This is a genomic window from Vibrio sp. S9_S30, from assembly GCF_014694455.1.
Classification (GTDB): Bacteria; Pseudomonadota; Gammaproteobacteria; order Enterobacterales; family Vibrionaceae; genus Vibrio.
Genome location: NZ_JAAUWT010000013.1, coordinates 92247 through 118371, shown reverse-complemented (window position 1 = coordinate 118371; position 26125 = coordinate 92247). Strand labels below are relative to the sequence as shown.

Sequence of the window (26125 nt, the reverse complement as noted above, 5' to 3'; positions counted from 1 at the left end):
ATGAAAGCGACATCTATTGTTGAATTTGTGAGAGATACATACAAAACTGACGACTTTATTCCCTTGCATGCCCCAAGGTTTGATGGAAACGAAAAAGCGTATGTAATGGAAACGATTGAAAGTACGTTTGTTTCTAGCGTGGGTAAGTTCGTTGATGACTTTGAGCGAAAAATCGAAGCATATACTGGTACGGCTAAAGCGGTAGCGACGGTTAATGGCACAGCAGCGTTACATGCCGCATTGTTCATGGCTGATGTACAAAGAGGCGATTTAGTCATCACGCAAGCTTTGACTTTCGTTGCTACCTGCAATGCCCTTTATCATATGGGCGCTGAGCCGATTTTTGTGGATGTGTCTACAGTGAGTTTAGGGCTTTGCCCTAAGGCTGTGGATGCATTCTTAGAAGAGAATGCTGAAGTCACAGACACTGGGTGTATCCATAAACAAACAGGCAGAAGAATCAAAGCAGTTGTACCAATGCATACATTTGGTCACCCTGTAGAGCTTGATGAACTCGTTACTGTTTGTTTGAAATGGAACATCACGTTGGTTGAAGATGCCGCAGAAAGTCTAGGATCATTCTATAAGGGCAAGCACACTGGCACAATCGGTGATTGTGGTGCTGTCAGCTTCAATGGCAATAAGATCATCACCACTGGTGGTGGTGGCATGGTGTTATGTAAGACTCAAGAATTAGGAGCGCGAACTAAGCATGTCACTACGACAGCGAAAGTCCCTCATCCATATGAATTTTTCCATGATGAACCTGGCTTCAACTACCGTATGCCTAACCTTAATGCAGCTCTGGGGTGTGCTCAGATGGAAGTTATAGAGCAGTATTTGAAACAAAAGAGACAGCTTGCAGAATGTTACAATGAGTTCTTCAAAGGAACAGACTTTAAGTTTGTCACTGAGCCAGAATATGCGCAGTCCAACTACTGGCTAAATGCGCTCATTTGTCCAGATAAGGGAAGCAGGGAAGAGATTCTTTCTGGTACCAATGATTCTGGTGTGATGACTCGACCAATTTGGCAACTCATGCATAGATTGCCAATGTTTGAGAATGCAATACGCGGTGATCTTACTAACTCTGAATTTATTGAGGTACATTTAATCAACCTTCCAAGTACTCCAATATTCAACAGGTAAACATGGAAAAGCTTATCCTTGTCGGTGGTGGGGGACATTGTAAAGCCTGTATCGACGTTATTGAATTACAAAAAAAGTATGAAATTCTTGGGATTTTAGATACAGCTGATAAGGTTGGAGAAACGTTATCGGGTTATCCTATTATAGATACGGATGATGCAATGGCTCAATATGTAGCGCAAGGGTGCTATTTTTTGGTGACCGTTGGACAAATCGAATCTAGTAATTTGCGCCAGCGTTTATATGGCAAGCTTGAAGATCTAAATGCCTCCATTGCAACAGTTATATCACCTCGAGCCTACATAGCTCGTACAGCAAAGATAGATAAGGGTGTGATTGTTATGCATGACGCTCTTGTTAATGCTGGCGCACATATTTCAAACAACTGTATCATCAATACTAAGTCTTTGATTGAGCATGATGCATATGTACGAGCACATTGCCATATATCAACAGGGGCGATAGTTAATGGTGGTGCAAAAATATCGTCGGGTACGTTTGTTGGTAGTAACTCTGTGGTGGTGCATGGGGTGAGTACTAAAACAGAAGACTTTGTAAAGGCAGGGAGTTGTTATGCTTCTCCTCGAATACCGATAGTTACAATGAAGACTGCAGTGTTAACTACCATATTTCCTATCAATCAGGGGTATGTTCGAGATTACTTTCAATCGCTTTGTCGACAAACAGTGCAAGGTTTTGACGTAATTCTAATAAATGATGGATATGGAGACATCAGCAGACTCCGATCTCAATACCCTTCGCTAAATATCATCGAATTGGAGCCTGCTAATAGTGTTGCAAAAAATCGTGAATATATGCTTCAGTTTGCCTTACGCAACGGGTATGAAGCAGTAGTTTTCGCCGACATAGATGATTACTTCTCTGATAACCGTGTGGCTCATTCACTTAGTTTATTAGCTGAATACGATATAGTGGTTAACGATTTAACTTCGTTTAGTGGCGAAAAAGAACTCGCAGTATGTATTTTGTCATCTCGAATTACTGACGGGGATGAGATAAACCTAGATTTTATTCGTGATAAGAATGTATTTGGGCTATCAAATACTGCGTTGCGTCTGACTGATATAGATAAGGGTAGTATTAACTTTCCTAGTTCACTAGTCGCAGTTGATTGGTACCTTTTTTCGGTTTTGTTGTGCCAATCTAAACGTGCTGTATTTACAAATAAAGCGATGACTTATTATCGTCAACATTCATCAAATACAGTCGGTATTGGTCGTGTAACAAAAGAGAGTTTATTACACTCATTGAAAGTAAGAGAGAATCATTATAAGCAAATGTTGGATGTCACTGATATTTACTCGGCTGAATTGAAGAAAAACCGTCAACTTGCTGCGCTGCTCAATAACAAAGAAGAGTGCGAGGCTGTTATAGAAATGAATCAGACTACCAATGGCTCTCTGCTTTGGTGGGAAGTTATTGTTAAATAGGCAATTAGCATGAAACTAACAGAAAAGAAAGAAGTATTTAATTTTTGCAAGCCATACATTATCGCAGAGTTAGGCTCAAATCATAATGGCGATATGGAGCTAGCAAAAAAACTGATCCTTGAGGCTAAAGAAGCGGGGGCAGACTGTGTGAAATTTCAGAGTTGGTCGAAAGATACGATTTTCGCTAGAAAAAAGTATGAGGATAATTATTTTATCGCTGATGACTATCGTGACCGCACCGATTTTACATTGGAAGAGATAGTTGAAGAGTATTCAATTTCTGAACAAGAGCTACTAGACATGAAAGCTTTTGCCGATGAAGTGGGTATTGATTGTTCATCGACACCATTTAGTAAGCATGAAGCTGATTTTCTAGTTGAGAAAATGGAAACACCTTTTATTAAAGTCGCATCTATGGACTTGAATAACTATCCATTCCTTGAATACCTAGCAAAGAAAGGAAAGCCAATGGTTATTTCTACCGGTTTAAGCGAGATGTACGAGATAGATAAAGCGATTAAATGCATTGAATCAGCTGGCAACACGAATATTGTGATTTTGCATTGTGTCTCTACATACCCTCCTGTTGATACGGATGTAAACCTGAACAATATGAAGACTCTCATGAATGCTTATCCTGACTACTGCGTTGGTTTTTCTGATCATACTATTGGTATAGAGATTCCATTGGCTTCAGCGGCTATAGGGGCATGTTTGATCGAGAAGCACTTCACTCTTGATAAGGATATGGAGGGCTGGGATCATAAGGTTTCAGCAAATAAAGCTGAGCTGGAAACCATCGTGAAAGGGGTGAAGCGGATAAACGACGCATTGGGTAGCCACCGTATTTCTGCTCCTGAATCAAATGAGAAAAAAGCAGAGTTTCGCCGAAGTATTGTGTTAGCTCGTGCGTTGAAAGCTGGTGAAAAGATCAAGGCAACTGACATCGAATACAAGCGCCCGGGGACAGGATTGAAGCCAGAAATGACAGAATTTGTAGTAGGAATGACCGTGAACAAAGATCTAGTATCTGATCACATTTTGGTTATGGATGATTTGGTCTAATGCTAGCAATTATCCCTGCAAGAGGTGGTTCGAAAGGGTTGCCGGGGAAAAATACAAGGATGCTGTGTGATAAACCGATGATTGGGTACAGTATCCAAGAAGCACTTAAATCTCGCTTTATCACAGACGTTATTGTATCGACTGATGACCAGTCGATATATGATTTATCCATTGAGCTGGGCGCTAAAGAGTCTTTTTTGAGACCAGCTCATTTGGCTGCGGACGATTCTATTGCAATTGATAACTATAAGTACACTCTTAAACGCTTAGAAAATTCAACACGAAAAAAAATCGACTCATTTGTAGTCCTTCAGCCAACATCTCCTCTCAGAATAGTTGAAGATATAGATGGTGCCATTGATGTGTTCTTAGATAAAGATGCGGATTCAGTCATCAGTTATTGTAGGGAAGATCATCCCATCTTTTGGCATAAGTTTATGAATGAAAATGGGATGTTAGAGTCAGTTTTTAGTGATGAGCGCCTTGCAAATAGGCAGGAGTACCGAGAAAGCTACTACCCGAATGGTGCTGTATACGTATTTAAACACGAATTGGTAGCTCAGGGTTTGTATCATGGTTCTAAAACTTTCCCCTACATAATGCCAAGATCACGTTCGGTAGATATTGATACACTCGAAGACTTTGAGTATGCAGAATATCTGATGAGGAAAAGATGACGAAGTATACTTTAGAATATACTGAACTTACGACTCTAAAAGATATCATCATAGCACTCGATAAAGGCGGAATCGGTCTTGTTGCTATGGTGGATCAGTCACAGAAGCTCGTAGGTATTGTAACTGACGGTGACCTCCGTCGAGCAATTCTTAACCGAGAAGAAAATTTAGCTAAGGTCATCAACGATTCTCCTATAAAGATGCATTACGATGCTCCGAAAGACACAGTTGTTAGGAAGCTAAAAGCAATTCATCGCCGCCATATGCCACTAGTTGATTCCCATGGCAGGTTGCAATCAGTGTTCGTCCTTGATGGTTTTGAGTTACCGCAAAAGAGCAATAGCGTTGTCATCATGGCTGGAGGGTTAGGTTCGAGGCTAGGAGAGTTAACCAAGACGATCCCCAAGCCGATGCTGAAAGTAGGCAACAAGCCTATGTTAGAACATCTTGTTGAGCAATTTAGAGAGCAGGGGTTCAAGAAGTTCACTTTTTGCTTGAATCATCTTAAAGAAAAGATCATGGATCATTTCGGTGATGGATCGGATTTCGATGTGGAGATTAGTTACGTTGTCGAAGAAAAGAAGCTAGGCACAGCAGGTGCTCTTAGTCTATTACGTGGGAAGTTTGATTTGCCATTTTTTGTTATCAACGCTGATGTATTAACGACCCTCGATTTTGAAAGACTTATGCAATACCATTGCGCAGCCCGCTCTATTGCTACCATGTGTGTAAGGGAGTATCAACACACACTGCCTTATGGTGTAATATCGAGTGATAAATCTAGTAGGTTGGTGGGAATAACTGAAAAACCGACTCAATCTTTTGACGTAAACAGTGGTATTTATGTACTTGAACCCCAGGTTATTGATTTTATTCCCGAAGAACAGATGTATGACATGCCTGAGTTGTTTGGGAATATGCTTAGCAGTGGAGAACATTGTTCAGTATATAAGCTAGATGATTACTGGCTGGATATCGGTCAAGTAAACGATTTTGAGAAAGCAAATCGCGATATAAATTACGACTCCTAGAGCCAGTTGGATAATGAATAAAGATAAAATTTCGAACAAACGAGTGTTGCTTATCTGCAGAGAGCGATCGAGCTACCCTCTATTTTTTTTGGCAAAGCAACTGAAAGCTCAAGGTAATGAAGTTGCTTTGTTTTTCGTCTCTAGTTTCGAAGGATTCTATAATGAGTCTAGGCACAATCGAACAACCTATTACTATGCAAAAAAGAATTTTAATACTGTCTACGATCTTAACAACGCTACCGATACTTTCATTAATCGGAATAGTAAATTTCAAGAAAAAATAGATACTGACCTTCTAAGAGACATAGATTCTTACTATCCAATTAGAAAGCAATTCTTATTTGAACAAAATCTTTGTGCTGAATTTCATGCTAGGTTTCAAAACAACGAAATTTCAGATGATGAAAAGTTATATTGGCTCGAGCTAGTTTACAGAGATACACAATCTGTTATCGAAAACTTTAGACCAGAGATTATTTTAGATCTCGAAAATGTAACAATTACGAGAGTAGCGATTAAGTACTATGCAGAGAAAGCTCATGTTAAATATATCGGGTTGAATTACCCCAGATATAAGGATTACTTAATTCCATCATTTAATTTATCAATAGAGAATGATACGTATTTTGAGAACATGTATCAATCCATGCTGAATAATGAGAGTGTAAGAAGTGATTATCTTGAAACTTATCGAAATAAGTCAGGTATACTACCCGAAAAGTTTAAGAATTCGATCACTGATACAAAATATGATTGGCTCCATGGGTTAAAAATGATCGTAGGCTCAGCGTTAAGAGAATATGACATTGAAATTCGCTCTGGAAACTTGTCAAAAAAATCATACAAGATAGGGCTACCTCTTTTCGAAAACCCTTTCAAAAAGGTATGGTTCCATGTGTGTTATGAATACAAGCGTTACTTAGCCCTGACCGGAAAGAATAAGTATTTTGAATCACCAGTGCCTAGTGAGCGTTATATTTACTACCCTCTACACTTGATTCCGGAGTCGACAACTTTTGTACAAGCCCCGATGTTTATCGACGAATTAAGTGTCATTCGCAATATTTCAAAGTCTCTACCGTATGATGTGAAATTATATGTCAAAGAACATCCTGCAATGTCTGGAGAAAGACCTAGTGAATTTTATAGAGAGTTGCGAAAGTTAACAAATGTGAGAATAATTCGTTTAGATCACTATAAAGACCCTAAGCCGATGATTGAAAACTCAAAAGGAGTTATTACAATTGCAGGTAGTTCCGCTCTTGAAGCAATAATGCTTAAACGCCCAGCGTTAATATTCGGTAATGTGCCTTATTCAGTTATCCCTAATATAACTAAATGCACTTCGATGGACGACCTTAGTCAGTGTATTAGCGAGATGTTAGATGCGACATGGTGTGAAAAAACGGACAATAATATCTCTAACTACTTTGAACTAGTAGAAAGTGTTGGTACACAAGTTAAGCTTGCAGATCTCATATTATCGACAGAGTCATCGATAGTACATAATAAAGCGTTGGCCGGAGAGGCTCAAGTCCAATTAGAACAACTAATGCTCTTTTTTGAGAAAGGAATTGAATTACATGATTAATACTGAGTGTCTTATTCTTGGTGGCGGAATCTCGGGAATTTATGCTGCTTATCTATTGGGTGACGGTGACTACAGAGTTGTAGAAAGAGAATCAGTTCCCGGTGGTTATTGTAGAACAATAAAGAAAGATGGCTTCGTTTGGGATTATGCAGGTCACTTCTTTCACTTTGCTGATGAGAAAATAAAGTCATTCTTTGAGAGCAAAATTAATAAAGAAGAACTTATTTTCAAAGAAAAGAATACTAAAATATTCTTTGAAGATAGATATATTGATTATCCATTTCAGAAGAATATTCATCAATTGTCGAAAGAAGACTTTATAAGTTGTCTTTACGACCTCTTTAAGAAGGAATCCTCTGAGAATTACGATTCATTTGAGGGGATGTTATATGGTAAGTTTGGTAAGTCTATAACAAACATGTTCCTCAAGCCTTATAACGAGAAGTTATATTCATGTGATCTGAATGAACTTGATGTTGATGCAATGGGACGTTTTTTCCCTTATGCCGATATTGAAGAGATTATCGATAACATGAAATCTGAGCAGGACTCTTCTTATAACAATACTTTTCTTTATCCAAAAAATGGAGCTGAGACCTTCGTTGAAGCACTATTTAATGAAATTGACAAAGAACGTGTTCATCTTGAAGAGGAAGTTCTTTATATCGATATTGAAAATCGTATTGTTGTAACATCAAAAAATGAATACCGATTCGAAAAACTGATAAGTTCAATCCCATTCGACAAGTTCATTTCGCTCACCAAAAATTATGATTATTCGAAGTCCCTATTACCAAGTTTATCGTCGAATAAAGTACTGGTGTTAAATCTTGGATTCAACAAGAAATCTCCTCTAAAAGAAGAGCATTGGATCTACTATCCATCGAAAGACATAAACTTCTATCGACTAGGCTTTTATGACAATATTCTTAACTCAGAGCGTCTTAGTATGTATGTAGAGATAGGTTATCCGTCATCTTCGAGTAATGCAGAAATCTGTATCGAAGGCGAATTGAAGACTACCTTAGAAAACTTAAGAAAAATTGGCGTAATTACAGATCATGAGCTAGTTTCCTACGAATCCATACTAATGGATCCAGCCTATGTTCATATATCTAAGCAAAGTAATGAACTAAAAGAAATTAGCTTTGGAGAGCTGGAAGATAAAGGTATTTATATGGTGGGTCGATACGGGAGATGGAAGTATTGTTCGATTGAAGATTCTATGATTGATGCGCGCGTAGCGGTTGAATCTGTATCTTCGGGTAGTTAGTTTATGAATATTTTATTTATATCGAAAGGTATAGACAGTTTAGGTGGGGTTGAGAAGTTTATTACTACTCTAGCAAACTCATGGTCTAATTCTGGAAATGAAGTTGTTATTTACAGTATGTATGGTGAGACTATTCCAGCATATGAAATTGATAGTAAGGTGTCTATTACATTTGCCGAGCTTCAAAATATTAACTCAAGAGCTCGTAAATGGCTCAAAATATACAGAGGATTATCGAGTCTAGTTAAAGAGCATGATATTGGTCTTATAATTGGTGAGACTATAGAGACTTCTTCTATGGCTGCTTTAATTGCTAAAAGGTTTGGTATTCTTTCAGTAGGATATGAACACTATAACTATGTCAAGCACTCCGGGCTCTTAGAGCTAATGCGAAAGACGTTTTATCGTCATCTAAGTTTTTTTGTACCTGCAAGCCCTTTTGAAAAAGATAACTATATTCAATATGGCTGTGATGTGCGCTTTATAGCTAACCCTATTTCTGTCGATATTTATGATGGATACAAGCCGACTCCTAAAACGATATTGAATATTGGTCGACTCGATTATGTAAAGGGTCAAGATATTTTATTAAAGGCATTTGATATAGTCCGTAAGCAAAGGGATGGCTATAAACTCACTATTGTTGGTAAAGATTTTGGGCATAAGAGTGAGTTAGATTATCTTGCCTCTAAACTTCAGTTAAATTCAAGTGTAGAATTTATCGACGGAACAAACCAAATAGACTCTTATTTCAAATCATCTTTATTTTTTGTTCTTCCTTCTCGAGAGGAAGGGCTCTCAATGGTAATGCTTGAATCTATGGCCTTTGGGGTACCTATACTAGCGACAGATTGCGTTGGTCCCTCTTTCCTTATCAAGGATGAGGAAAATGGTTTTCTTGCGCGAAGAAATTCGGTTGAAGATCTCGCAAAGAAGATGTTGTATATCATCGATAATAAACATCTCCTTTCAAATGTATCGAAAAAACAGAATGACACCGCTAAGCGTTATCAACTAGACAATATCAAGACAATATGGAATGCTAACTTAGCAAGTTTTGGTGTAAAGATTGATTAAAGAACACTTTATTAGGTATTTCACAGGCACTATACTACTCAAAATAATGAGCGTCGTTTCGATGCCCATTATTGTTAGAACCTTGACCGTTGAAGAGTATGCTGGCTATAGCTTGATTAATACCTACTTTTCCATATTGGTAGTAGTTTTGGTTCTTAATTTTCAATCATCGATATCTCGATTTTACTTTAAGGATGACGATATATCCGAGAAAGTTTCTTCATTCCTTCTTTTGTCAATAATATATATTTCATTTTTTCTCTTTGTTCTTTATTTCTTTAGGATCGAGTTATCTAACTCTCTTGAACTTGCTGTCGAAAGCGTTTTTTTTCTGGTTATCGCGGCGTATATTCAAGCTATATATAATTCTTTAGAGGAGTTTTTTAAGGTTGATGAGAAATCTAAGATGGTTTCTACATTGACTGTGGTTGGTGGTGCTATACTTTATTCATGCTTGTTACTATTTGTTTTTCTTTTTGAAGATGGCTCGCTCTCATTTATCACAGCTAAGATTATATCACTCATACCTATTGTTTTTGTTTTTTTATATTTTTTTTATAGAAATTTAAATTCATTTAAATTTTCATTTAAAAGCTTATATTCTCCTTTTAGATATTCTATTTCACTTATTCCTTATGCTCTTTCCGGGTTTCTTCTTCAGCAATTTGACAGAGTAATGCTCGGATATCTAGATGATTTAGAAAGTGTAGCCTTTTACAGCTTTTCGTACTCAGTAGGGTCACTACCATACCTTCTTGTTGGTGTTATTCTTGTCTCCTGGAACCCTAGTTTTATGAAATGTTGTAACGAAAGAAATTTTTTTCGATTAAATAGCGAATCAAATCAATTCCTATTGGTGGTTTCAGCTATAACCTCAATAGCGGTACTGTTCAACAAAGAAATATCTTTGGTGGTTGGTGGCGAAAGCTATTCTGAAACAACAGTTCTTACAAACTTAGTTTTGCTATCCAATCTTTTTATATTTTCCTTGACTTTATATCTGTGGTTCCTTAATTTTAAATTCAAGGTTATGTGGTCGTCAGTATTTACCATTTCTAGCCTTATCTTTAACGTAATGTTGAATTTATTACTCATACCAAAATATGGTGCTTTGGGTGCAGCAATCGCAACACTCATGTCATATCTTCTTTTGTATTTACTACTTCATATTATGATAAGTATTAGATATAGTGGTCAATTTGAAGTAGGGTTTATAAGGATTTTATTATGTTTCTCATTTTTAGTCCTTGTTTCTATCGTATCCTTTAATACAGATCTTTTTATCAGATTCTTTATTACATTGTTGCTACTTTCTTTTGCTTTTGGGAAAAGAAAAACTCTTTTTAAAATATAAAAATATAGATTATGTTTTCAATTATTATTCCATCCTATAATAGGAAAATAGACTTATTGGTGTGTTTGAAAAATTTGAATAAACAAACATATTCAAATTTTGAAGTAATTGTCGTTGATGATAATTCTGAAATACCTATAAGCACTTATATAGATGATCAAAGCTATAGGTTTGATTTGGTCGTTGTGCGCAATAAAATTAATGTGGGTGCGGCTGGTTCTAGAAACAAGGGTGTGGAAATTAGTAGGTTTGATTGGATTATGTTTTTAGATGATGATGATGTTTTTTTAAATAATAAGTGTGAAATCTTAAAGACATACATTGAAGCCTTTGACGTAAAGTTTTATTATCATCCTGCTTTCATTAATATGTTATTTGAGGGTGTTTCTTATAAAACCAATCCAGAGAAAAAACCCTCTTCGATATCTAATGCTAGTATGTTAAGGTCAAATCCAATTGGTGGAACACCTATGTGGTGTATATCAAAAGAATTGTTTTTAGAGTTGGGAGGGTTTAATAATTCTTTGAAGGCGCTGGAGGACTATGAGTTTATTTTAAGGATGCTAAAACATATTAAAAAGACAGACTTGTTTTATATCAATACTCCTTTGACTCAATGTAATTACCTCACAAAGAGAAGTAGTGTATCTAAGGATATCAAAAACACAAAAGAAGCATTAAATTATTTTGAACGTGAATTTTATTCTGGATATAAGTTAACTTTTAAAAGATATAGCAATGAACATATGGCTCATTCTCACCTTATGTTACTGAGTCGAGTAGCTTCACTATATTATCTAAAAAGCTCACTATATTCTATGGATATAACCTTGCTAATAAAGTCCATTTTAACATTCATCTCGCCGACTATGTCAATTAAATTAAGGAAATATATTTGATATGTTATCTGACAATTTAGAAATACTAATTATTAATTTAGAAAAAGATTTAGAAAAAAAAGAAAATATATCAAATCTATTGAATGGTTATTGTAAAAATTATAGATTCATTAAGGCTGTTTATGGTCCCAGCATGGAAGCTTCTGAATATTATCTCTATGTGAAAAATGACAATCCAAGTTTCGGTAATCGTCATATACTTACGCCTTCAGAGGTTGGCTGTTTTCTTAGCCATAAAAAAGCACTAAAGGAATTTATACATAATTCACATCAAGATTGGCTTTTAGTTTTGGAAGATGATGTGTCTTCTACTAAGGAAACGCTAATTAGTCTTTTAGAGGTCGATGAATCAAAACTACTTGATGATGGAATTTATATACTCGGTGGACAAGATGGTCTTTCATGTGAAGAACGTTTTGTTTTATCCCCTTTTCAAATAGAAAGTACTCAATTTAAAAAAATTATTCTTTGGACTGAAAGATGGGTTTTTAGAACATGCTGTTATTTGATTAATCGAAAAGTTGCATTATCCATATTAAAATTATTGGAATCTAAATCGTTTATCATTGATGATTGGCGGTTTATTGCAAAAAACTCTAATGTAAAAGGAATTTACTACTCAAAAATATTTTCTCATCCCCTTGATTTGTCTTGTTCACTAATTGAAAAAGAAAGGCAGTCAATTAAATATATTATTAATAGAGAGTGATATTGTGATGAATATTTGAGTTTGTATGGTACAAGCTTACTATTAGCTAAAATTAGTAATAATGAGTCGCTATGGTTTGCAGATATAATTTTTCAAGTGTGTATAATTTAATCACTTGAAATTTTGAATTTTCAATATTATTATCTCCTTTTATATTTGATTTGATTATGTCACTTATAGCTATTTTGAACTGTTTTAATGGCTTAGTTAAACTTTTACTTGAAAGTTTTTCAATTATTTTGGGTGTTTTAACCTACCAACTCTTTTAGTTCGCATAACGAAACTCTCTATTGACAGAATCGGTTAGGCTTAATTTGGACTAATATGGCTATTTATATTTTTCTGGCTACTTTTTTTGGATTGTTAGCTATATTTAATGTTCGTTCAGATTTGCTGTCTTTTTTTGCATTTTTGATTCTTTTTTTTATATCAGGCTCCAGATTTTTTGTTGGCAGCGATTATAAAAACTATTATAATGTTTATATTGACTTTCCTAAAGACTCTTTTCCTGAGCCATTCTTTAATTATCTTATTGTTATTTTTAAATGGATTGGTTTTGGACCGCAATCGTTATTTCTTTTTATTTCATTCCTGACGATTTTATTCGTTTTTTTAGCAATTAGAAATGCAGGAGTTTCTATTTGGCTTGCGTTGTTTTTATTTGTTTCAACTAGAGGCTACTTCGATTCTTTTAATATTGTCAGGCAATATTTGGTCGTTGTTATAATGCTCTATGCTATAAAGTATCTGGCTGATAAGAGGAATTTAACGTTCTTTGTGGTTACGGTGGTATGTATATTCATTCACATGTCTGCTTTTTTTTACTTTTTATTTTTTTTATTCTTGAGTAGAACTTACTCAACGACTTTTTGGTTTTTAGCTGTGTTGCTTTCAACTCTTAGTATTAAGTTTAATTTTATTCCGTTTCATTTAATACCGTCGTTTTATCAAGCTTATGTTGGAACATCGCATTTTCAGGCAAGTGAGTTCTCTGGTATTGGGCTAGGTTTTATTATGTTTAATCTAATCGCACTATCAGTTGCTTTCTATTATTCAAAGTTATCAATGAATAAAAAAATGGTTCCATATCTCAATATGTACCTAGTTGGTGCGGTGGTTCAAAATTTGTCGTTTCAAGCGATAATATTTAGAAGACTTAGTGTTGCCCTTTTGGTCGCCCAAATTATAGTTATTCCCTACATGGTATCTCGCGTTAAACGACCAGAACATGTATTTTGGGTTCGTTGCTTTGTAGTGATATTGTTTCTAATGCTCTTTTTTAGAGGTATTCAGGTCGATTTTAACTACTTAGAGTATGAATCAATGTTTTTTAGTTTATTTGCAAGCGCGTTATAAATAAACTAGTGAAAAATCATGACTGTACCGGGTATTGACGATTTTTGTTTCTGTATAGCGTGACTTTTTCATCAGCGCTCTCCATTGGGTTTAGTTTAGACTGAAGAACTCTATTTCTAAATGCTTCTAGTTTTGGGGAGGATTACAAATTAGCGTAGACAAAATTCATATATTCTTTTTATAAATGAGCTAGGCATTAATCTTGTCAAACTTCGAGTAGTAAAAATTATTGCCGTTCTTGGGCTTTTTGTAAGCTTGAGTCCATAAATTTTTTTCATTAATGACAGCTCGCTTCTAGCATACTGGCTTCCCCTTCGCCTTTCTAACATCCCATTTCCTATTCTAGCGCTGACTAAAACTTCCGGCATATTGCTGAGTTTATAGCCATGAGCTTGAAGTCTAAGCCATAAGTAATAGTCTTCCATATACAGATGGTGCTGGTAGCTACCAACTTTTAGAACAGCCCGTTTTCTAAAAATTGTTGCCATATGATTTAATGGATTTCTTTTTAAGATATACCTTGGTATATTTTTTCCAAGAGGTACGGTTTTTATTCTAGATGGCTTTTTAAAGCAATTTTCAAACTCATAAATGTTAGAACTGGCAGCGCATATTTCGGGGTTGGCATCCATATACCTAACTTGTTTACAAAATCTATCTTTGTGATTTATATCGTCAGTATCGATGCGTACAACTAAGTCGTAAGTACAAGCTTCTAGACCTTTATTTAAAGCTTCGCCCAATCCAACATTTTTTGTAATGTAAACTTGCTTTAGAGGAAGCTTAGACTGCCACAATTTTAGAACAGCATATAGCTCTTCTGTCAGAGGGCCATCATGAACCACTACAATCTCAGTTGCTTGTAGAGTTTGTGCCGCAATACTCTCAAAGCACTCTTTTAAATATTCGGGTTTTTCTTTGCGATATAGTGAGCAAAGTACAGAGAAATTTGATAACACCTTATCTCCCCATTCCAAACAAAACTGTTTTAATTGTTAGAAGTAAAATTTTAAATTCCATACGCCAGTTTTGATGTTTGATATAGAAAATGTCATATTTGTGTTTCCAAATAGCATCCTCGACTGATGCTCCATATGGATACTTAACTTGGGCTAGACCTGTAACACCTGGTTTCACGGCATGACGAAATCGATAGTAAGGAATTTCCTCTTCCAACTTTTCTATGAAAACTTCTCGTTCTGGGCGCGGTCCTACCATCGACATTTCATTTTTAAGGACATTAATAAGTTGAGGTAATTCATCAATGCGTGTCCTACGGATAAATTTTCCAACACGAGTAACGCGAGCATCATTTTGTGAAGCCCATTTTGCTCCTTCCTTTTCTGCATCATTTCTCATCGATCTGAACTTTAAGACCTCAAACTCTTGATTAAATTGCCCAGTTCTTCTTTGTTTGAAGAAAACAGGTCCGGGAGACTCGAGTTTTATAAACAGGGCTGCTACCAGACCTATAGGGATAGCGATCCATGCAAGCAAGAATACGAACAGGAGATCAATACTTCTTTTTTCCCAACTATTCTTTCGGCTAGACAAGATGGAAAATGCTTTTTGGTGTAAGAAATATCCACTATGAAGAAGTTCTGGTTCAGTGTAACCCAATGCTCGATCTAAGAAGCTCACCAGAGGCTCTATTTGTGCTCCCAATTCAGTAGCGGCCACTAAAAAGCTCTGTTGCTCAGGGGTGAGTTGAGCACTTTTAAAATGACATAGAGTTTTGTTCTTAAAGTCTCTAATGGAGTAGTCATTTAAGCTGACAGGTATATGAGGGTGCCGTTTTAAAACAGTTAAAATTCTAACAGCATCACTTTTCGGACAGAAAACATAAATGCAGTTGTTTGGCTTGGAAGAGTCCTCACTGGAAATATTTGTAGTTGGAGGACCAATGCTAGTTTGAATTGGTGGTTCTACTGGTTGGCGCCTTTGTAATGTCTCGCTGATACTATCATTCATAAATTTATTCTAACTAGCCAAAAAACTAATGTTTAATCACAGTAGTCCTGCAATAATAATCGATTAGGTGCGGTATTTGAAGTTATACAAAGTAACAATTATCGAATCTTAGCATATTTCTCATTTGAAGACCCCTATCGGCAACATACGGACACAGCGTGATCTCATGTGTAGTAACTCATCAAGTTGATAGGTGTAAGCTCGATTACCCTCGTACCCTAATCAAAATCCAGTTACAATTCCGGCATTTTTAAGGCTATTTCCTCGATTTGTATACTTTTTAAAGTGTTATTCAAGAGTGGCAGCATGCGTGAATTCTTAGCGAATCGATATATTTTGGATTACAGAAGTTAAAACACTAGCGGATTGGAAATATGAAGATATTGGTAACAGGTGGCGCAGGCTTTATTGGATCGGCGGTGGTAAGGCACATCATTGGAAGCACAAATCATTCGGTGATCAACTTAGACAAGTTGACCTATGCTGGAAATCTGGAGTCTTTAGAAACAGTGAGCACGTCTGATCGCTATGCGTTCGTGCAAGTCGATATTTGCAACAAAGCGGCACTTGAAGGTGTGTTTGAACAGCATAAGCCAGATATCGTAATGCACTTGGCAGCCGAATCCCACGTAGACCGTTCGATTGATGGACCATCTGAATTTATTCAAACCAATATTATTGGTACATACAACCTTTTGGAAGTGTCGAGAAGCTATTACTGCCAATTAGATGCAGCGAACAAAGAACGCTTTCGTTTCCACCACATCTCTACAGATGAAGTGTATGGCGACCTAGAGGGAACGGACGAACTGTTTACAGAAACCACGCCTTACGAGCCAAGCAGCCCATATTCAGCATCAAAAGCATCCAGTGATCACTTAGTAAGGGCTTGGCAACGCACCTATGGATTACCTACGCTGGTCACCAATTGCTCTAACAACTACGGTCCATACCATTTCCCCGAAAAGTTGATTCCACTCATGATTCTTAATGCGCTCGAAGGTAAACCGCTTCCAATATACGGCGACGGCATGCAGATCCGAGACTGGCTCTATGTTGAAGACCACGCTCGCGCACTCTACAAAGTGGCAACAGAAGGTAAGGTCGGAGAAACGTATAACATCGGTGGTCACAATGAAAAAGCGAATATCGAAGTGGTGCAAACACTTTGCTCATTACTGGAAGAACTTGTACCAGAAAAACCAGAAGGCATTTCAAATTACACCGACTTGATTACGTATGTCAAAGACAGACCTGGTCACGATGTTCGTTATGCCATTGATGCGTCAAAAATTGAACGTGAACTCGGCTGGACACCAGAAGAAACCTTTGAATCTGGAATTAGGAAGACGGTCGAATGGTATCTGAGTAACCAAAAATGGTGGTCTCGAGTGCTGGATGGTTCTTATGCGCGTGAGCGCCTTGGTTCAGGAGGTTTGAAGTGAAAGGTATCGTTTTAGCAGGCGGCTCTGGAACGCGCCTTTACCCTCTAACTCGTGGTGCCTCTAAACAGTTGCTCCCAATTTACGACAAACCGATGGTGTTTTACCCGATATCAACATTGATGTTGGCTGGGATTCGAGACATATTGATCATCACGACACCAGAGGATAACGCCAGTTTTAAACGTTTGCTGGGAGACGGATCCGACTTCGGTATTAACCTAGAGTACGCTATTCAACCAAGTCCGGATGGTTTAGCTCAAGCATTTATCATCGGTGAAGAGTTCATCGGTGATGATTCGGTTTGCTTAGTGTTAGGCGACAACATTTTCTATGGTCAGTCATTTGGACAGCAGTTACAACGTGCACGAGAACGAGCAGAGTTGGGGCAAGCGGCAGTCTTTGGGTACCAAGTAAAAGATCCAGAACGCTTTGGTGTGGTGGAGTTTGATACCGAGATGAAAGCCGTTTCAATCGAAGAAAAGCCCTTGGTGCCCAAATCGAATTATGCGGTAACAGGTTTGTATTTCTACGACAATCGTGTTGTGGAAATGGCAAAACAGGTCAAACCGTCTGCTCGTGGTGAGTTAGAAATTACGACATTAAATGAGATGTACCTCAATGATGGTAGTTTGAATGTAGAGCTACTTGGGCGAGGCTTTGCGTGGTTAGATACAGGTACTCATGAAAGTTTGCATGAGGCATCTTCTTTTGTACAAACGATTGAGCACGTTCAGGGCTTAAAAGTTGCGTGTTTAGAAGAGATTGCATGGCAGAATAAGTGGTTAACGGATGAAGAGTTAGCAGTAATCGCGGAACCAATGATGAAGAATGAATACGGTCAGTATCTTATGCAACTGATTAAAAACAGGAAGAGCAGCTAGATGAAGGTCTTGGTTACGGGATGTCGTGGGCAGGTGGGTTACTGCTTAGTTGAGCAGCTAAACATACGTTCAGATATTGAGCTGTTTGCTTACGAGCGTGAAGAGCTTGATATTACGTCTCAAGATGCTGTGTTTAGTCAGGTTGAATTGCTGAAGCCAGATGTCATTATCAATGCGGCAGCACATACTGCCGTGGATAAGGCAGAAACGGATATTGACTCAAGTTATGCCATCAATAGAGATGGACCCAAGTATTTGGCTCAAGCAGCAGAGCGGATTGATGCATTGCTACTGCATATCTCTACGGATTATGTCTTTGATGGTTCGAAACATTCCCCCTACATAGAAACGGACCCAACAGCACCACAAGGTGTGTATGGGCAAAGTAAGCTTGCTGGGGAGAAAATGGTTCAAGAACACTGTACGCGTTATGGTATTTTAAGAACGGCATGGGTATTTGGCGAACATGGCAATAACTTTGTAAAAACCATGTTGCGTTTAGGTGTTGAATGTTCTGAACTGAGAATTATTGGTGATCAGCTTGGTGGACCGACTTACGCTGGTGATATTGCCACTGCCCTTATCAAAATGATGGACAAGTACACCCAATCCGCTGATACGCCATCAGGTGTATTTCACTACTCCGGTGTTCCTCATGTCAGTTGGTACCAATTCGCATGTGAGATTTTTGAGCAGGCAGTTAAATATCAAATGTTCAAAAAATCACCTGAAGTCAATGAAATTGCTGCTATCGAATATCCAACACCCGCACCCCGCCCAAAAAACTCAACATTAGACTGCCAGAAGATCACGCAGATTTTCGATGTAACACCAAGTGATTGGAAACAGGCTTTAGAAAATATCCGAGAATATCAACAATGAAAGTAATTGATACTGCCATCCCCGATGTGAAAATAATAGAGCCAGTGGTATTTGGTGATGAGCGTGGCTTCTTTATGGAAACTTGGCAACAAAAGAAGTTTGAAGAACTGGTAACAGGCAAGCCAATACAGTTTGTTCAGGATAATCACTCAAAGTCCAAACAAGGTATCTTGCGTGGCTTGCATTACCAAACAGAAAATACTCAAGGGAAGCTTGTGCGCGTGGTTTCTGGTGAAGTATACGATGTAGCCGTGGATATCCGCAAAGATTCGCCTACATTTGGTCAGTGGGTCGGTGTCTACTTATCTGCTGAAAATAAGCGTCAGCTTTGGGTGCCAGAAGGCTTTGCCCATGGGTTCTATGTGACGAGTGACGAAGCGGAGTTTGTGTATAAATGTACCGACTATTATAATCCTAGCGCTGAAATCTCCATTCGTTGGGATGACAAAGATTTAGGCATTGAATGGCCTTTGACAGGTGGCGAGGTTCTTTTATCAGATAAAGATAGAAATGCAAAACTACTTGTTGAAATATGATTTAGTATAGGTAAGTTAAAAAGCTTCAATTGTCTTCCCCTAAACCACTGTCTGTGGCAGTGGTGTCTTCTTTGTACTTATTAAGCCTTTCGAGTTCGATAACATATTCTCAAGGTGCGATTATTGGCGTGTTAGCCAGTCTTCATACTTCCTTAGCCTTTGATTTCATACCCGTTTCATAATCCTTAATTAGCCTAGTTTGCTAAATTGTCTTGTAAGCTCATGTTCTTTTTTTTGAGCAAAATAAGCGCGCTATTTGCGCAATGTTAAATCAATGCTGTACTTAAATAAGTTAGAGAGCGTCGATTTCTTGTTGGTTAGGGTGGGGAATAGATGAAAATCGCAATAGCAGGGACAGGTTATGTTGGGTTATCCAATGCAGTCTTGTTAGCTCAACACAATCAGGTTGTCGCCGTAGATGTCATTGAAAATAAAGTGAATTCTATTAACGACAAAGTTTCTCCCATAGCAGATAAAGAAATCGAATCGTTTTTTGCTGAAAAGCCGTTGAATTTAATGGCGACGTTAGACAAAGAAAGCGCATACAAAGATGCAGAATATGTCGTTATCGCCACGCCAACGGACTACGACCCAATCACCAACTACTTTAATACTTCTACTGTAGAAGCGGTGATTAAAGATGTTATGGCGATCAATCCCAGCGCGACGATGGTAATTAAATCAACAGTACCAGTTGGTTATACAGAACGTATTAGTAAAGAACTAGGCTGCGATAACATTCTATTTTCTCCTGAGTTTTTGAGAGAAGGACGTGCCTTGTATGACAACTTGCACCCGTCTCGGATCATTGTGGGTGAACAAAGCGAGCGGGCAAAGAAGTTTGCGGATCTATTAGTTCAAGGCGCTGAGAAAGAGAATATTGACGTTCTATTTACCAACTCAACAGAAGCGGAAGCCGTGAAGTTATTTTCGAACACGTACTTAGCGATGCGTGTGGCGTACATCAATGAGTTGGATTCTTATGCTGAGGCATATGGGTTGGATTCTCGCCAAATAATTGAAGGGGTTGGACTCGATCCTCGTATTGGCAGCCACTACAACAACCCATCATTCGGGTACGGTGGGTACTGTTTGCCAAAAGACACCAAGCAGCTGCTGGCAAATTATCAAGATGTTCCCAACAATATTGTTCAAGCCATTGTGGATGCCAACCGCACACGTAAAGATTTTATTGCCGAATCTATTCTTAAGAAGCAACCCCGAGTGGTTGGGATCTATCGCTTAATCATGAAGGCAGGGTCGGATAATTTCCGTGCTTCAAGCATTCAAGGGATTATGAAACGTTTGAAAGCGAAGGGGATTGAGGTCGTAGTTTTTGAACCCGTTCTGAAAGAGAAGGAATTTTTCCATTCGAAAGTTATGACAGATTTGAACGAATTTAAGACTATATCCGATGTTATTGTATCGAACCGAATGGTTGAGGAATTGGGCGATGTAAAAGACAAAGTCTATACACGAGACTTGTTTGGCAGTGACTGATTCCGAATAGAACTTGCAATTATCCCAAAAAAGGAGCACCGAGTGCTCTTTTTTATCTGTGTTTTATGGAGTTTGCTTATCTGGTTAACCAAGAGGTTGGGTTTTGAGCCTTGCTGTTTCGGCGAATTTCAAAGTACAGAGAGGTTCTGTCTTGACCTCCCGTGTCGCCTGCGAGAGCAATGATTTCGCCTGCTTGCACCTTGTCTCCTTCCTTTTTCATCAGAGTTTGGTTAAAGCCGTACAGGGTCATATCGCCTTTCCCATGATCAACCAACACGAGCAAACCATAGCCTCGCAAGTACTCCGCGAACACCACTGTCCCCGAATACACGGCTTTTACGGGTTGTTGGTGTTTGGCACTGATCACCATGCCTTTCCAATTTACCTGACCAGTCTGTTTCGTTCCGTAATGGTGCAGCACGGTGCCTCGCAGTGGCCAAGGCAGCCGACCCTTCTGTTGAGTCAGCCCATTCATTGGAATGGCGGCGCGTTTTACTGCTTTGGCAATTTCGGCTTTTAATCGGTTTTCATTGCGTTGCAGCTCGGATAAATACGTTTTGTCATTCTTAACGGTGTTTTTAATTTGAGATATCGTTTTCTTGCGGTTGGTCTGTGAGTCGGTCAGCGCTTTCTTCTTGGACTGTTGAGTTGCCAGTAAATCGGATATTTCTTGTTGTTTCTGTTTCAACGCACGGTGGGTCGTTTCCAATTCGGTTTCGGTTGCCATGAGCGCTTCAATGGCTTTGCTGCGTTCTTTGGCTAAGTGTTGGAAGTAGTGACTGATGCGGTCCAATTCGGCTTTGTTATCATTTTGCAGTAAGGTCGCGGCATCGTACTTGCGTCGAGTGATGTAATAGGTTTTGACCAGTTCTTTTAACGTATCACTTTGTGTTTTTTGTTGTTTTTCTAATGCAGATTTTTGTTGTTGGTATTGGTTGACATTAGTGTTGGCTTTTTTTAGGTGCGCTTCCGTCTGCTTTATCGCTTGTTCTATCGCGTTGATTGAAAGCTCGTGTTTTTTGAGCTCGCCTTGCAGGTTGTTGAGTTGTTTCTGTGCTTTATCGAGTTGCTGTTGTTGGCGAGAGATTTCAGTTTTCACCCCAGTAAGCTCAGTTTGAGAAGCCGCAAGTGCGTGGTTACTGAGCATCGAGATAAATATAAGAAGACATGAGAAAACGCCAGCGCGAAATGCACCGGCGTTAAAGGAATGCTGTAAATTAAACAGGTTCATCCGTATGAATCGTTCCGCCATAAGACGAAGCTGAAAGGGTTCCAGCCTCTTGATTATGAGGACGATTATTTCAGATTAACGATCACCTGACCAGTCATCTCAGTAGGGATTTCCAGATCTGATAGCTTGAGCATCGTTGGAGCAAGGTCAGACAGCTTACCGCCTTCAACAAACTCCAGTGCACGGCTACCTACGTATATCAGTGGAACGGGGAGATTGGTGTGCGCCGTGTGGGTGCCCCCAGTTTCTGGGTCAACCATCATTTCTGCGTTGCCGTGGTCGGCCGTAATAAGAACTTGACCGTCTACCTCACGGATGGCTTCAACCACCTTTCCAACACATGCATCGACTGCCTCAATCGCTTGAACTGCTGCCTCGTAAATGCCTGTGTGGCCCACCATATCTGGGTTAGGGTAGTTACAGATGATGGAGTCGTATTTGCCGGATTTGATCGCCGCAACGAATTTCTCAGTCAGCTCTTCAGAGCTCATCTCTGGCTGAAGGTCGTAAGTAGCCACTTTAGGAGAGGCGACCAAACTGCGCTCTTCACCTTCAAATTCGCTTTCTACGCCGCCATTGAAAAAGAACGTCACGTGTGCGTATTTTTCTGTTTCAGACATGCGAAGCTGAGTTTTACCACATTTAGAAAGCCATTCACCGAGCGTATTGTCTAAAGAAGCTGGTGGGAATGCGGTTGCCAGAGGGATGTCTGCTGCGTATTGCGTTAGCATAACGAACTCGACTGCAGGGAAGCGATTACGCTCGAAACCAGCGAAATCGGTGACGAAAGTACGCGTAATTTGACGAGCACGGTCCGCACGGTAGTTCATGAAGATGACCGCATCCCCATCTTCAATGCGTGCTTCTTCTTGACCTTCTGCTTGAAGCGCTGTTGCTTTCACGAATTCGTCGTTTTCGTTACGTGCGTAGGCTGCTTCTAACCCTTCAACGGCGTTGCTGTATGTGAACTCTGCTTTTGCTTCAGTCAGCAGTTCGTAAGCAACTTGAACGCGATCCCAGTTGTTATCACGATCCATCGCAAAGTAACGACCAACCAAAGACGCCACTCGTCCTTTGCCTAGGTCGGCAAACAAATCGTCAAAGCGCTTTAGAGAATGTTCAGCGCTGCGCGGTGGCGTGTCACGACCGTCTAGGAAACAGTGAAGGTAAATCTTTTCTGCGCCACGTGCTGCGGCCATTTTTACGGCGGCATAAATGTGGTCTTCGTGGCTGTGTACACCGCCTGGAGACATCAAGCCCATCAAATGAACGGCTTTACCCGCATTCACGGCTTTATCTATCGCCGCGACCAACGCTTCATTTTGTTCGAACTCACCGTCAGAAATCGACTTAGTGACGCGAGTTAAGTCTTGGTATACCACACGACCTGCACCAATGTTGGTGTGACCCACTTCTGAATTACCCATTTGACCATCAGGCAGACCAACATCAAGGCCAGACGCAGAAATTAGAGTGTTTGGGCAAGTGGAAAACAGTTCATCCATTACCGGTGTTTTAGCGTTAGCAATAGAGTTGCTTGCTGAGTCTTCGCGGTGTCCCCACCCATCCAAAATAACTAGAGCCATTGGCTTCTTAGCTGACATAGTTCTAACCTCGTCAAATTCAAAGTAACTGATAAATCAAATTAGCGTAATTTTACTACACTTTGTAGTTGGAACTGTAGCCTTAGATCAAATAATGATCGCAGTTGACTGTTACAAGTTTTCAAAAGTGCGTTGTAGTTAGAAAGGATTATTGCGAATTACAAGAAGGAAAGACAATCATTTTCCTCAATGAACGGTATCGGTCGAACCTATTTTGGGTGGCTATCAGGTTATTTAAACACTTGAATGACAACATTATCACAGTGGACCAAACAGGCGGTTAATTGATATCGACCGTCGCTTAATTGATCAAATTCAATTTGGGGTTGTGAAAGCGGTTGATCGTTCAAATACCAATCCGCTCCATCAACACTGGCTTTGAGGTTTAAAACTTGCCCCGAATAAGGAAAAAACTGAGTCTCATTTTGAGGCGTTAAAATGGCCACCTTTTCAGGACTAATGAGTGCTGATTGGTTCAGAGGTATCCCATTAGAGAGCGACCAGTGTTGTAAAGGCTCCGGCCACTGATGCAATGTGTTAAAAGGTTCTTGGTATCTCAGTGTTGGGGGGGCTTGCTCGTCAATTAGCCATGCTAGTTGAGTACTCAAACAGTCTTCTTGTTTGATTTGCGTTTTTAATAGTCCACTTGGCCAACATACGATGTTCGAAGCGACATTAAGAGGTTTGATCAATGGCTTCGATTCTGGTGGGAGCAAATCAAATACATCAAACATGATGGGGGCGGCTTGCTTGGCACCAGTTTGCCCAACATTGGGCGACCCATCTGGTCTTCCCACCCACACTCCAACGGTGTATTTAGGGCTAACGCCAATGGACCATGCATCACGAAATCCATAGCTGGTGCCTGTTTTCCAAGCGACTTTTCTGCCATGCGCGGGGGCAAAGCGCTGCGGCGGCGGAATGTGAGATAAAATATCAAACAGGATCCAACTGGCGGCTGGGGTTAGCAACGTATGCTGAGTTTTGGAGTCACTGTTTAGGTATCGAGGTTGAATCGCGTTGCCTTCTGTTGCCAATGATGAGTAAAGAGAAACCAGACCCGCTAAGTTAGTGCCTACTCCGCCCAAAGCGAAGGTTAAGTTTGCTTCATCCGCTTTGAGAGGGATTTGGCTGATCTTCAGAAAACGCAAAAACGCTTCAGGACCAAGCTGACTAAGAATTTGAACAACGGTCGAATTTTTAGAGAGTTGCAGCGCTTTGTCCATGCGAATCGGACCACTGAAATAACGGTTAAAGTTTTGTGGTTGGTAGTTGCCATGAGAAATAGGAATGTCCATCATCAAACTGCCGCTGTGGATGAGCTGCTTTTCCAGTGCCATACCATAAATAAAAGGCTTTAATGTTGAGCCCGGAGAACGGATCGCCTGCACCATGTCGACATGCCCATAACGGCGCAAGTCAGTGAAATCGGCGGATCCCTTATAAGCTATCACTTCTCCTGTCTCGTTCTCCATAACAAGCACAGCGCTGGATAACGTGGACGACCAGTTTGTCGAGCGCTTCGATATCAGCATTTCGATGGAAGATTGTAATGTGTGGTCGATAAAGGTGGTAAATTCAGTGAGGTTTGGCTGGTTTGAACGCAACTTTCTCGCAAGCAGTGGGCTCATCACTGGCGAAAGGTGTCGTGACGCGCCGAGTGGAGAACTGGTCAGCAGCTCGGTGGTGGAATCCGTCAGCGCTAATGCTTCACTGACTCGATGCAGTACTTTGTTTCTTGCCGTTAGTGCACGTTGAGGATGCCGGTCGGGGCGAGTACTGCTCGGTCGCTGAGGCAACACCACCAAAGTGAGTGATTCGGTTAAATTGAGATTCTGAGCGGATTTACCGAAGTAACGTTGTGCTCCGGCTTCGACTCCTTCAATGTTCCCCCCCATAGGCGTATGGGTGAGGTACAAATCTAAAATTTCTTCCTTGTTGTAATGGCGCTCGATTTGCATCGCTCGAAATATTTGTTCAACTTTGCCAACGTATGAGCGCTCATAAGGATAAAACATACGCGCGACTTGCATCGTGATCGTGGAGCCGCCTGAGATCACCCGACCATGGGTGACTTGTTGAAACAGTGCTCTGGCAAGGGAGAATGGGTTAAAGCCAGGGTGAACGTAAAAATACTTATCTTCGTATTCCAGTAAAGCCGTTAAGTACACATCCGAGACTAGGCGTACGACTTTTCCGTTGAGTACTTGGTGTTTGACTGGGGTTCGAAAAATACCCTTGGAATTGGAGAATTGGCGTAGCACTTCCCCATTTTTGCTGTAAACCGTGGTGCTGTGATCTCTTTTCTGTTCGAGGTTGAGAGGAGAGAGCGCATTGGCAATAAAAAACGCCCCAACGATAAGCAGCATCAGTATGAGTATCAAAATACCGCTTATCGTCCCAATGCATCGTCGCTTGAATAGAGGTTTCATCGTTTTACGCT

Annotated in this window: 22 protein-coding genes; 17 read left to right on the top strand and 5 right to left on the bottom strand. The window is 39.6% G+C overall.

The genetic code is table 11. The annotated features are described in order from the left end of the window. The 12 genes from HC752_RS16175 to HC752_RS16120 all read left to right on the top strand — a co-directional run bounded on the left by HC752_RS16175 (position 1) and on the right by HC752_RS16120 (position 13632). On the top strand, positions 1-1149 hold the full coding sequence (locus HC752_RS16175) for a LegC family aminotransferase (protein ID WP_190336206.1): 1149 nt from the start codon (positions 1-3) through the stop codon (positions 1147-1149). Between the two features lie 2 nt (positions 1150-1151). After that, a complete protein-coding gene (locus tag HC752_RS16170) occupies positions 1152-2600 on the top strand; it encodes a NeuD/PglB/VioB family sugar acetyltransferase (protein ID WP_190336205.1) in 1449 nt (482 codons plus the stop codon). A gap of 9 nt (positions 2601-2609) precedes the next feature. Further along, a complete protein-coding gene (locus tag HC752_RS16165; RefSeq protein WP_190336204.1) occupies positions 2610-3665 on the top strand; it encodes an N-acetylneuraminate synthase family protein in 1056 nt (351 codons plus the stop codon). Continuing rightward, the gene (locus tag HC752_RS16160) at positions 3665-4342 is read left to right on the top strand and encodes an acylneuraminate cytidylyltransferase family protein (RefSeq protein WP_190336203.1); all 678 of its coding nucleotides are present in this window, start codon (positions 3665-3667) and stop codon (positions 4340-4342) included. The genes HC752_RS16165 and HC752_RS16160 overlap by 1 nt, the downstream gene beginning before the upstream one ends. After that, the gene (locus HC752_RS16155; RefSeq protein ID WP_190336202.1) at positions 4339-5373 is read left to right on the top strand and encodes a nucleotidyltransferase family protein; all 1035 of its coding nucleotides are present in this window, start codon (positions 4339-4341) and stop codon (positions 5371-5373) included. Before HC752_RS16160 ends, HC752_RS16155 begins: the two co-directional genes overlap by 4 nt. A gap of 13 nt (positions 5374-5386) precedes the next feature. Beyond that, the gene (locus tag HC752_RS16150) at positions 5387-6964 is read left to right on the top strand and encodes a capsular polysaccharide export protein, LipB/KpsS family (protein WP_190336201.1); all 1578 of its coding nucleotides are present in this window, start codon (positions 5387-5389) and stop codon (positions 6962-6964) included. Beyond that, positions 6957-8237: a protoporphyrinogen/coproporphyrinogen oxidase gene (locus HC752_RS16145; RefSeq protein WP_190336200.1), complete on the top strand. Its 1281-nt coding sequence runs from the start codon at positions 6957-6959 to the stop codon at positions 8235-8237. The genes HC752_RS16150 and HC752_RS16145 overlap by 8 nt, the downstream gene beginning before the upstream one ends. Before the next feature lie 3 nt (positions 8238-8240). Continuing rightward, positions 8241-9314: a glycosyltransferase gene (locus HC752_RS16140; protein WP_190336199.1), complete on the top strand. Its 1074-nt coding sequence runs from the start codon at positions 8241-8243 to the stop codon at positions 9312-9314. Beyond that, positions 9307-10668 carry an oligosaccharide flippase family protein gene (locus tag HC752_RS16135; RefSeq protein ID WP_190336198.1) on the top strand — a complete coding sequence of 454 codons (1362 nt, stop codon included), beginning with the start codon at positions 9307-9309 and terminating at the stop codon, positions 10666-10668. Before HC752_RS16140 ends, HC752_RS16135 begins: the two co-directional genes overlap by 8 nt. Before the next feature lie 11 nt (positions 10669-10679). Continuing rightward, positions 10680-11567, top strand: coding sequence for a glycosyltransferase family 2 protein (locus HC752_RS16130; RefSeq protein WP_190336197.1), 888 nt, complete (start codon positions 10680-10682; stop codon positions 11565-11567). Position 11568: 1 nt separating this feature from the next. Next, positions 11569-12276 carry a glycosyltransferase family 25 protein gene (locus HC752_RS16125; RefSeq protein ID WP_190336196.1) on the top strand — a complete coding sequence of 236 codons (708 nt, stop codon included), beginning with the start codon at positions 11569-11571 and terminating at the stop codon, positions 12274-12276. A 324-nt stretch (positions 12277-12600) separates the two neighbouring features. Then, on the top strand, positions 12601-13632 hold the full coding sequence (locus HC752_RS16120; RefSeq protein WP_190336195.1) for an EpsG family protein: 1032 nt from the start codon (positions 12601-12603) through the stop codon (positions 13630-13632). A gap of 149 nt (positions 13633-13781) precedes the next feature. Here the strand turns inward: HC752_RS16120 and HC752_RS16115 are convergent, their stop codons facing one another. Next, entirely contained in the window at positions 13782-14591 is an 810-nt protein-coding gene (locus HC752_RS16115; RefSeq protein WP_190336194.1) for a glycosyltransferase, read from the bottom strand. A gap of 1 nt (position 14592) precedes the next feature. Beyond that, complete coding sequence (locus tag HC752_RS16110) at positions 14593-15603, bottom strand: sugar transferase (RefSeq protein WP_190336193.1); 1011 nt, start codon at positions 15601-15603, stop codon at positions 14593-14595. A gap of 374 nt (positions 15604-15977) precedes the next feature. Between HC752_RS16110 and rfbB the strand changes: the two genes are divergently transcribed. From rfbB to HC752_RS16085, 5 genes are all read left to right on the top strand, one after another. Then, entirely contained in the window at positions 15978-17048 is a 1071-nt protein-coding gene (rfbB, locus tag HC752_RS16105; protein WP_190336192.1) for a dTDP-glucose 4,6-dehydratase, read from the top strand. Further along, positions 17045-17929 (top strand): glucose-1-phosphate thymidylyltransferase RfbA, encoded by an 885-nt coding sequence (rfbA, locus tag HC752_RS16100; protein WP_190336191.1) that lies wholly within the window; start codon positions 17045-17047, stop codon positions 17927-17929. The genes rfbB and rfbA overlap by 4 nt, the downstream gene beginning before the upstream one ends. After that, a complete protein-coding gene (rfbD, locus tag HC752_RS16095) occupies positions 17930-18811 on the top strand; it encodes a dTDP-4-dehydrorhamnose reductase (protein WP_190336190.1) in 882 nt (293 codons plus the stop codon). Then, positions 18808-19347 (top strand): dTDP-4-dehydrorhamnose 3,5-epimerase, encoded by a 540-nt coding sequence (gene rfbC, locus HC752_RS16090; RefSeq protein ID WP_190336189.1) that lies wholly within the window; start codon positions 18808-18810, stop codon positions 19345-19347. The genes rfbD and rfbC overlap by 4 nt, the downstream gene beginning before the upstream one ends. A 333-nt stretch (positions 19348-19680) precedes the next feature. Continuing rightward, on the top strand, positions 19681-20847 hold the full coding sequence (locus HC752_RS16085) for a nucleotide sugar dehydrogenase (protein WP_190336188.1): 1167 nt from the start codon (positions 19681-19683) through the stop codon (positions 20845-20847). Positions 20848-20923: 76 nt separating this feature from the next. On the opposite strand, the gene HC752_RS16080 is transcribed toward HC752_RS16085, so the two are convergent. From HC752_RS16080 to pbpC, 3 genes are all read right to left on the bottom strand, one after another. Next, entirely contained in the window at positions 20924-22078 is a 1155-nt protein-coding gene (locus tag HC752_RS16080; RefSeq protein ID WP_190336187.1) for a murein hydrolase activator EnvC family protein, read from the bottom strand. A 65-nt stretch (positions 22079-22143) separates the two neighbouring features. After that, positions 22144-23682 (bottom strand): 2,3-bisphosphoglycerate-independent phosphoglycerate mutase, encoded by a 1539-nt coding sequence (gene gpmM / locus HC752_RS16075; RefSeq protein WP_190336186.1) that lies wholly within the window; start codon positions 23680-23682, stop codon positions 22144-22146. A 230-nt stretch (positions 23683-23912) separates the two neighbouring features. Then, complete coding sequence (gene pbpC / locus HC752_RS16070; protein ID WP_190336185.1) at positions 23913-26114, bottom strand: penicillin-binding protein 1C; 2202 nt, start codon at positions 26112-26114, stop codon at positions 23913-23915. Positions 26115-26125 lie beyond the last annotated feature (11 nt).

What these genes read in the sequence shown, in the direction of transcription:
- HC752_RS16175 (WP_190336206.1), top strand. Translation starts at nt 1, where the DNA reads ATGAAAGCGACATCTATTGTTGAATTTGTGAGAGATACATACAAAACT.
- HC752_RS16170 (WP_190336205.1), top strand. Translation starts at nt 1,152, where the DNA reads ATGGAAAAGCTTATCCTTGTCGGTGGTGGGGGACATTGTAAAGCCTGT.
- HC752_RS16165 (WP_190336204.1), top strand. Translation starts at nt 2,610, where the DNA reads ATGAAACTAACAGAAAAGAAAGAAGTATTTAATTTTTGCAAGCCATAC.
- HC752_RS16160 (WP_190336203.1), top strand. Translation starts at nt 3,665, where the DNA reads ATGCTAGCAATTATCCCTGCAAGAGGTGGTTCGAAAGGGTTGCCGGGG.
- HC752_RS16155 (WP_190336202.1), top strand. Translation starts at nt 4,339, where the DNA reads ATGACGAAGTATACTTTAGAATATACTGAACTTACGACTCTAAAAGAT.
- HC752_RS16150 (WP_190336201.1), top strand. Translation starts at nt 5,387, where the DNA reads ATGAATAAAGATAAAATTTCGAACAAACGAGTGTTGCTTATCTGCAGA.
- HC752_RS16145 (WP_190336200.1), top strand. Translation starts at nt 6,957, where the DNA reads ATGATTAATACTGAGTGTCTTATTCTTGGTGGCGGAATCTCGGGAATT.
- HC752_RS16140 (WP_190336199.1), top strand. Translation starts at nt 8,241, where the DNA reads ATGAATATTTTATTTATATCGAAAGGTATAGACAGTTTAGGTGGGGTT.
- HC752_RS16130 (WP_190336197.1), top strand. Translation starts at nt 10,680, where the DNA reads ATGTTTTCAATTATTATTCCATCCTATAATAGGAAAATAGACTTATTG.
- HC752_RS16125 (WP_190336196.1), top strand. Translation starts at nt 11,569, where the DNA reads ATGTTATCTGACAATTTAGAAATACTAATTATTAATTTAGAAAAAGAT.
- HC752_RS16120 (WP_190336195.1), top strand. Translation starts at nt 12,601, where the DNA reads ATGGCTATTTATATTTTTCTGGCTACTTTTTTTGGATTGTTAGCTATA.
- HC752_RS16110 (WP_190336193.1), bottom strand. Translation starts at nt 15,603, where the DNA reads ATGAATGATAGTATCAGCGAGACATTACAAAGGCGCCAACCAGTAGAA.
- rfbB (WP_190336192.1), top strand. Translation starts at nt 15,978, where the DNA reads ATGAAGATATTGGTAACAGGTGGCGCAGGCTTTATTGGATCGGCGGTG.
- rfbD (WP_190336190.1), top strand. Translation starts at nt 17,930, where the DNA reads ATGAAGGTCTTGGTTACGGGATGTCGTGGGCAGGTGGGTTACTGCTTA.
- rfbC (WP_190336189.1), top strand. Translation starts at nt 18,808, where the DNA reads ATGAAAGTAATTGATACTGCCATCCCCGATGTGAAAATAATAGAGCCA.
- HC752_RS16085 (WP_190336188.1), top strand. Translation starts at nt 19,681, where the DNA reads ATGAAAATCGCAATAGCAGGGACAGGTTATGTTGGGTTATCCAATGCA.
- HC752_RS16080 (WP_190336187.1), bottom strand. Translation starts at nt 22,078, where the DNA reads ATGAACCTGTTTAATTTACAGCATTCCTTTAACGCCGGTGCATTTCGC.
- gpmM (WP_190336186.1), bottom strand. Translation starts at nt 23,682, where the DNA reads ATGTCAGCTAAGAAGCCAATGGCTCTAGTTATTTTGGATGGGTGGGGA.
- pbpC (WP_190336185.1), bottom strand. Translation starts at nt 26,114, where the DNA reads ATGAAACCTCTATTCAAGCGACGATGCATTGGGACGATAAGCGGTATT.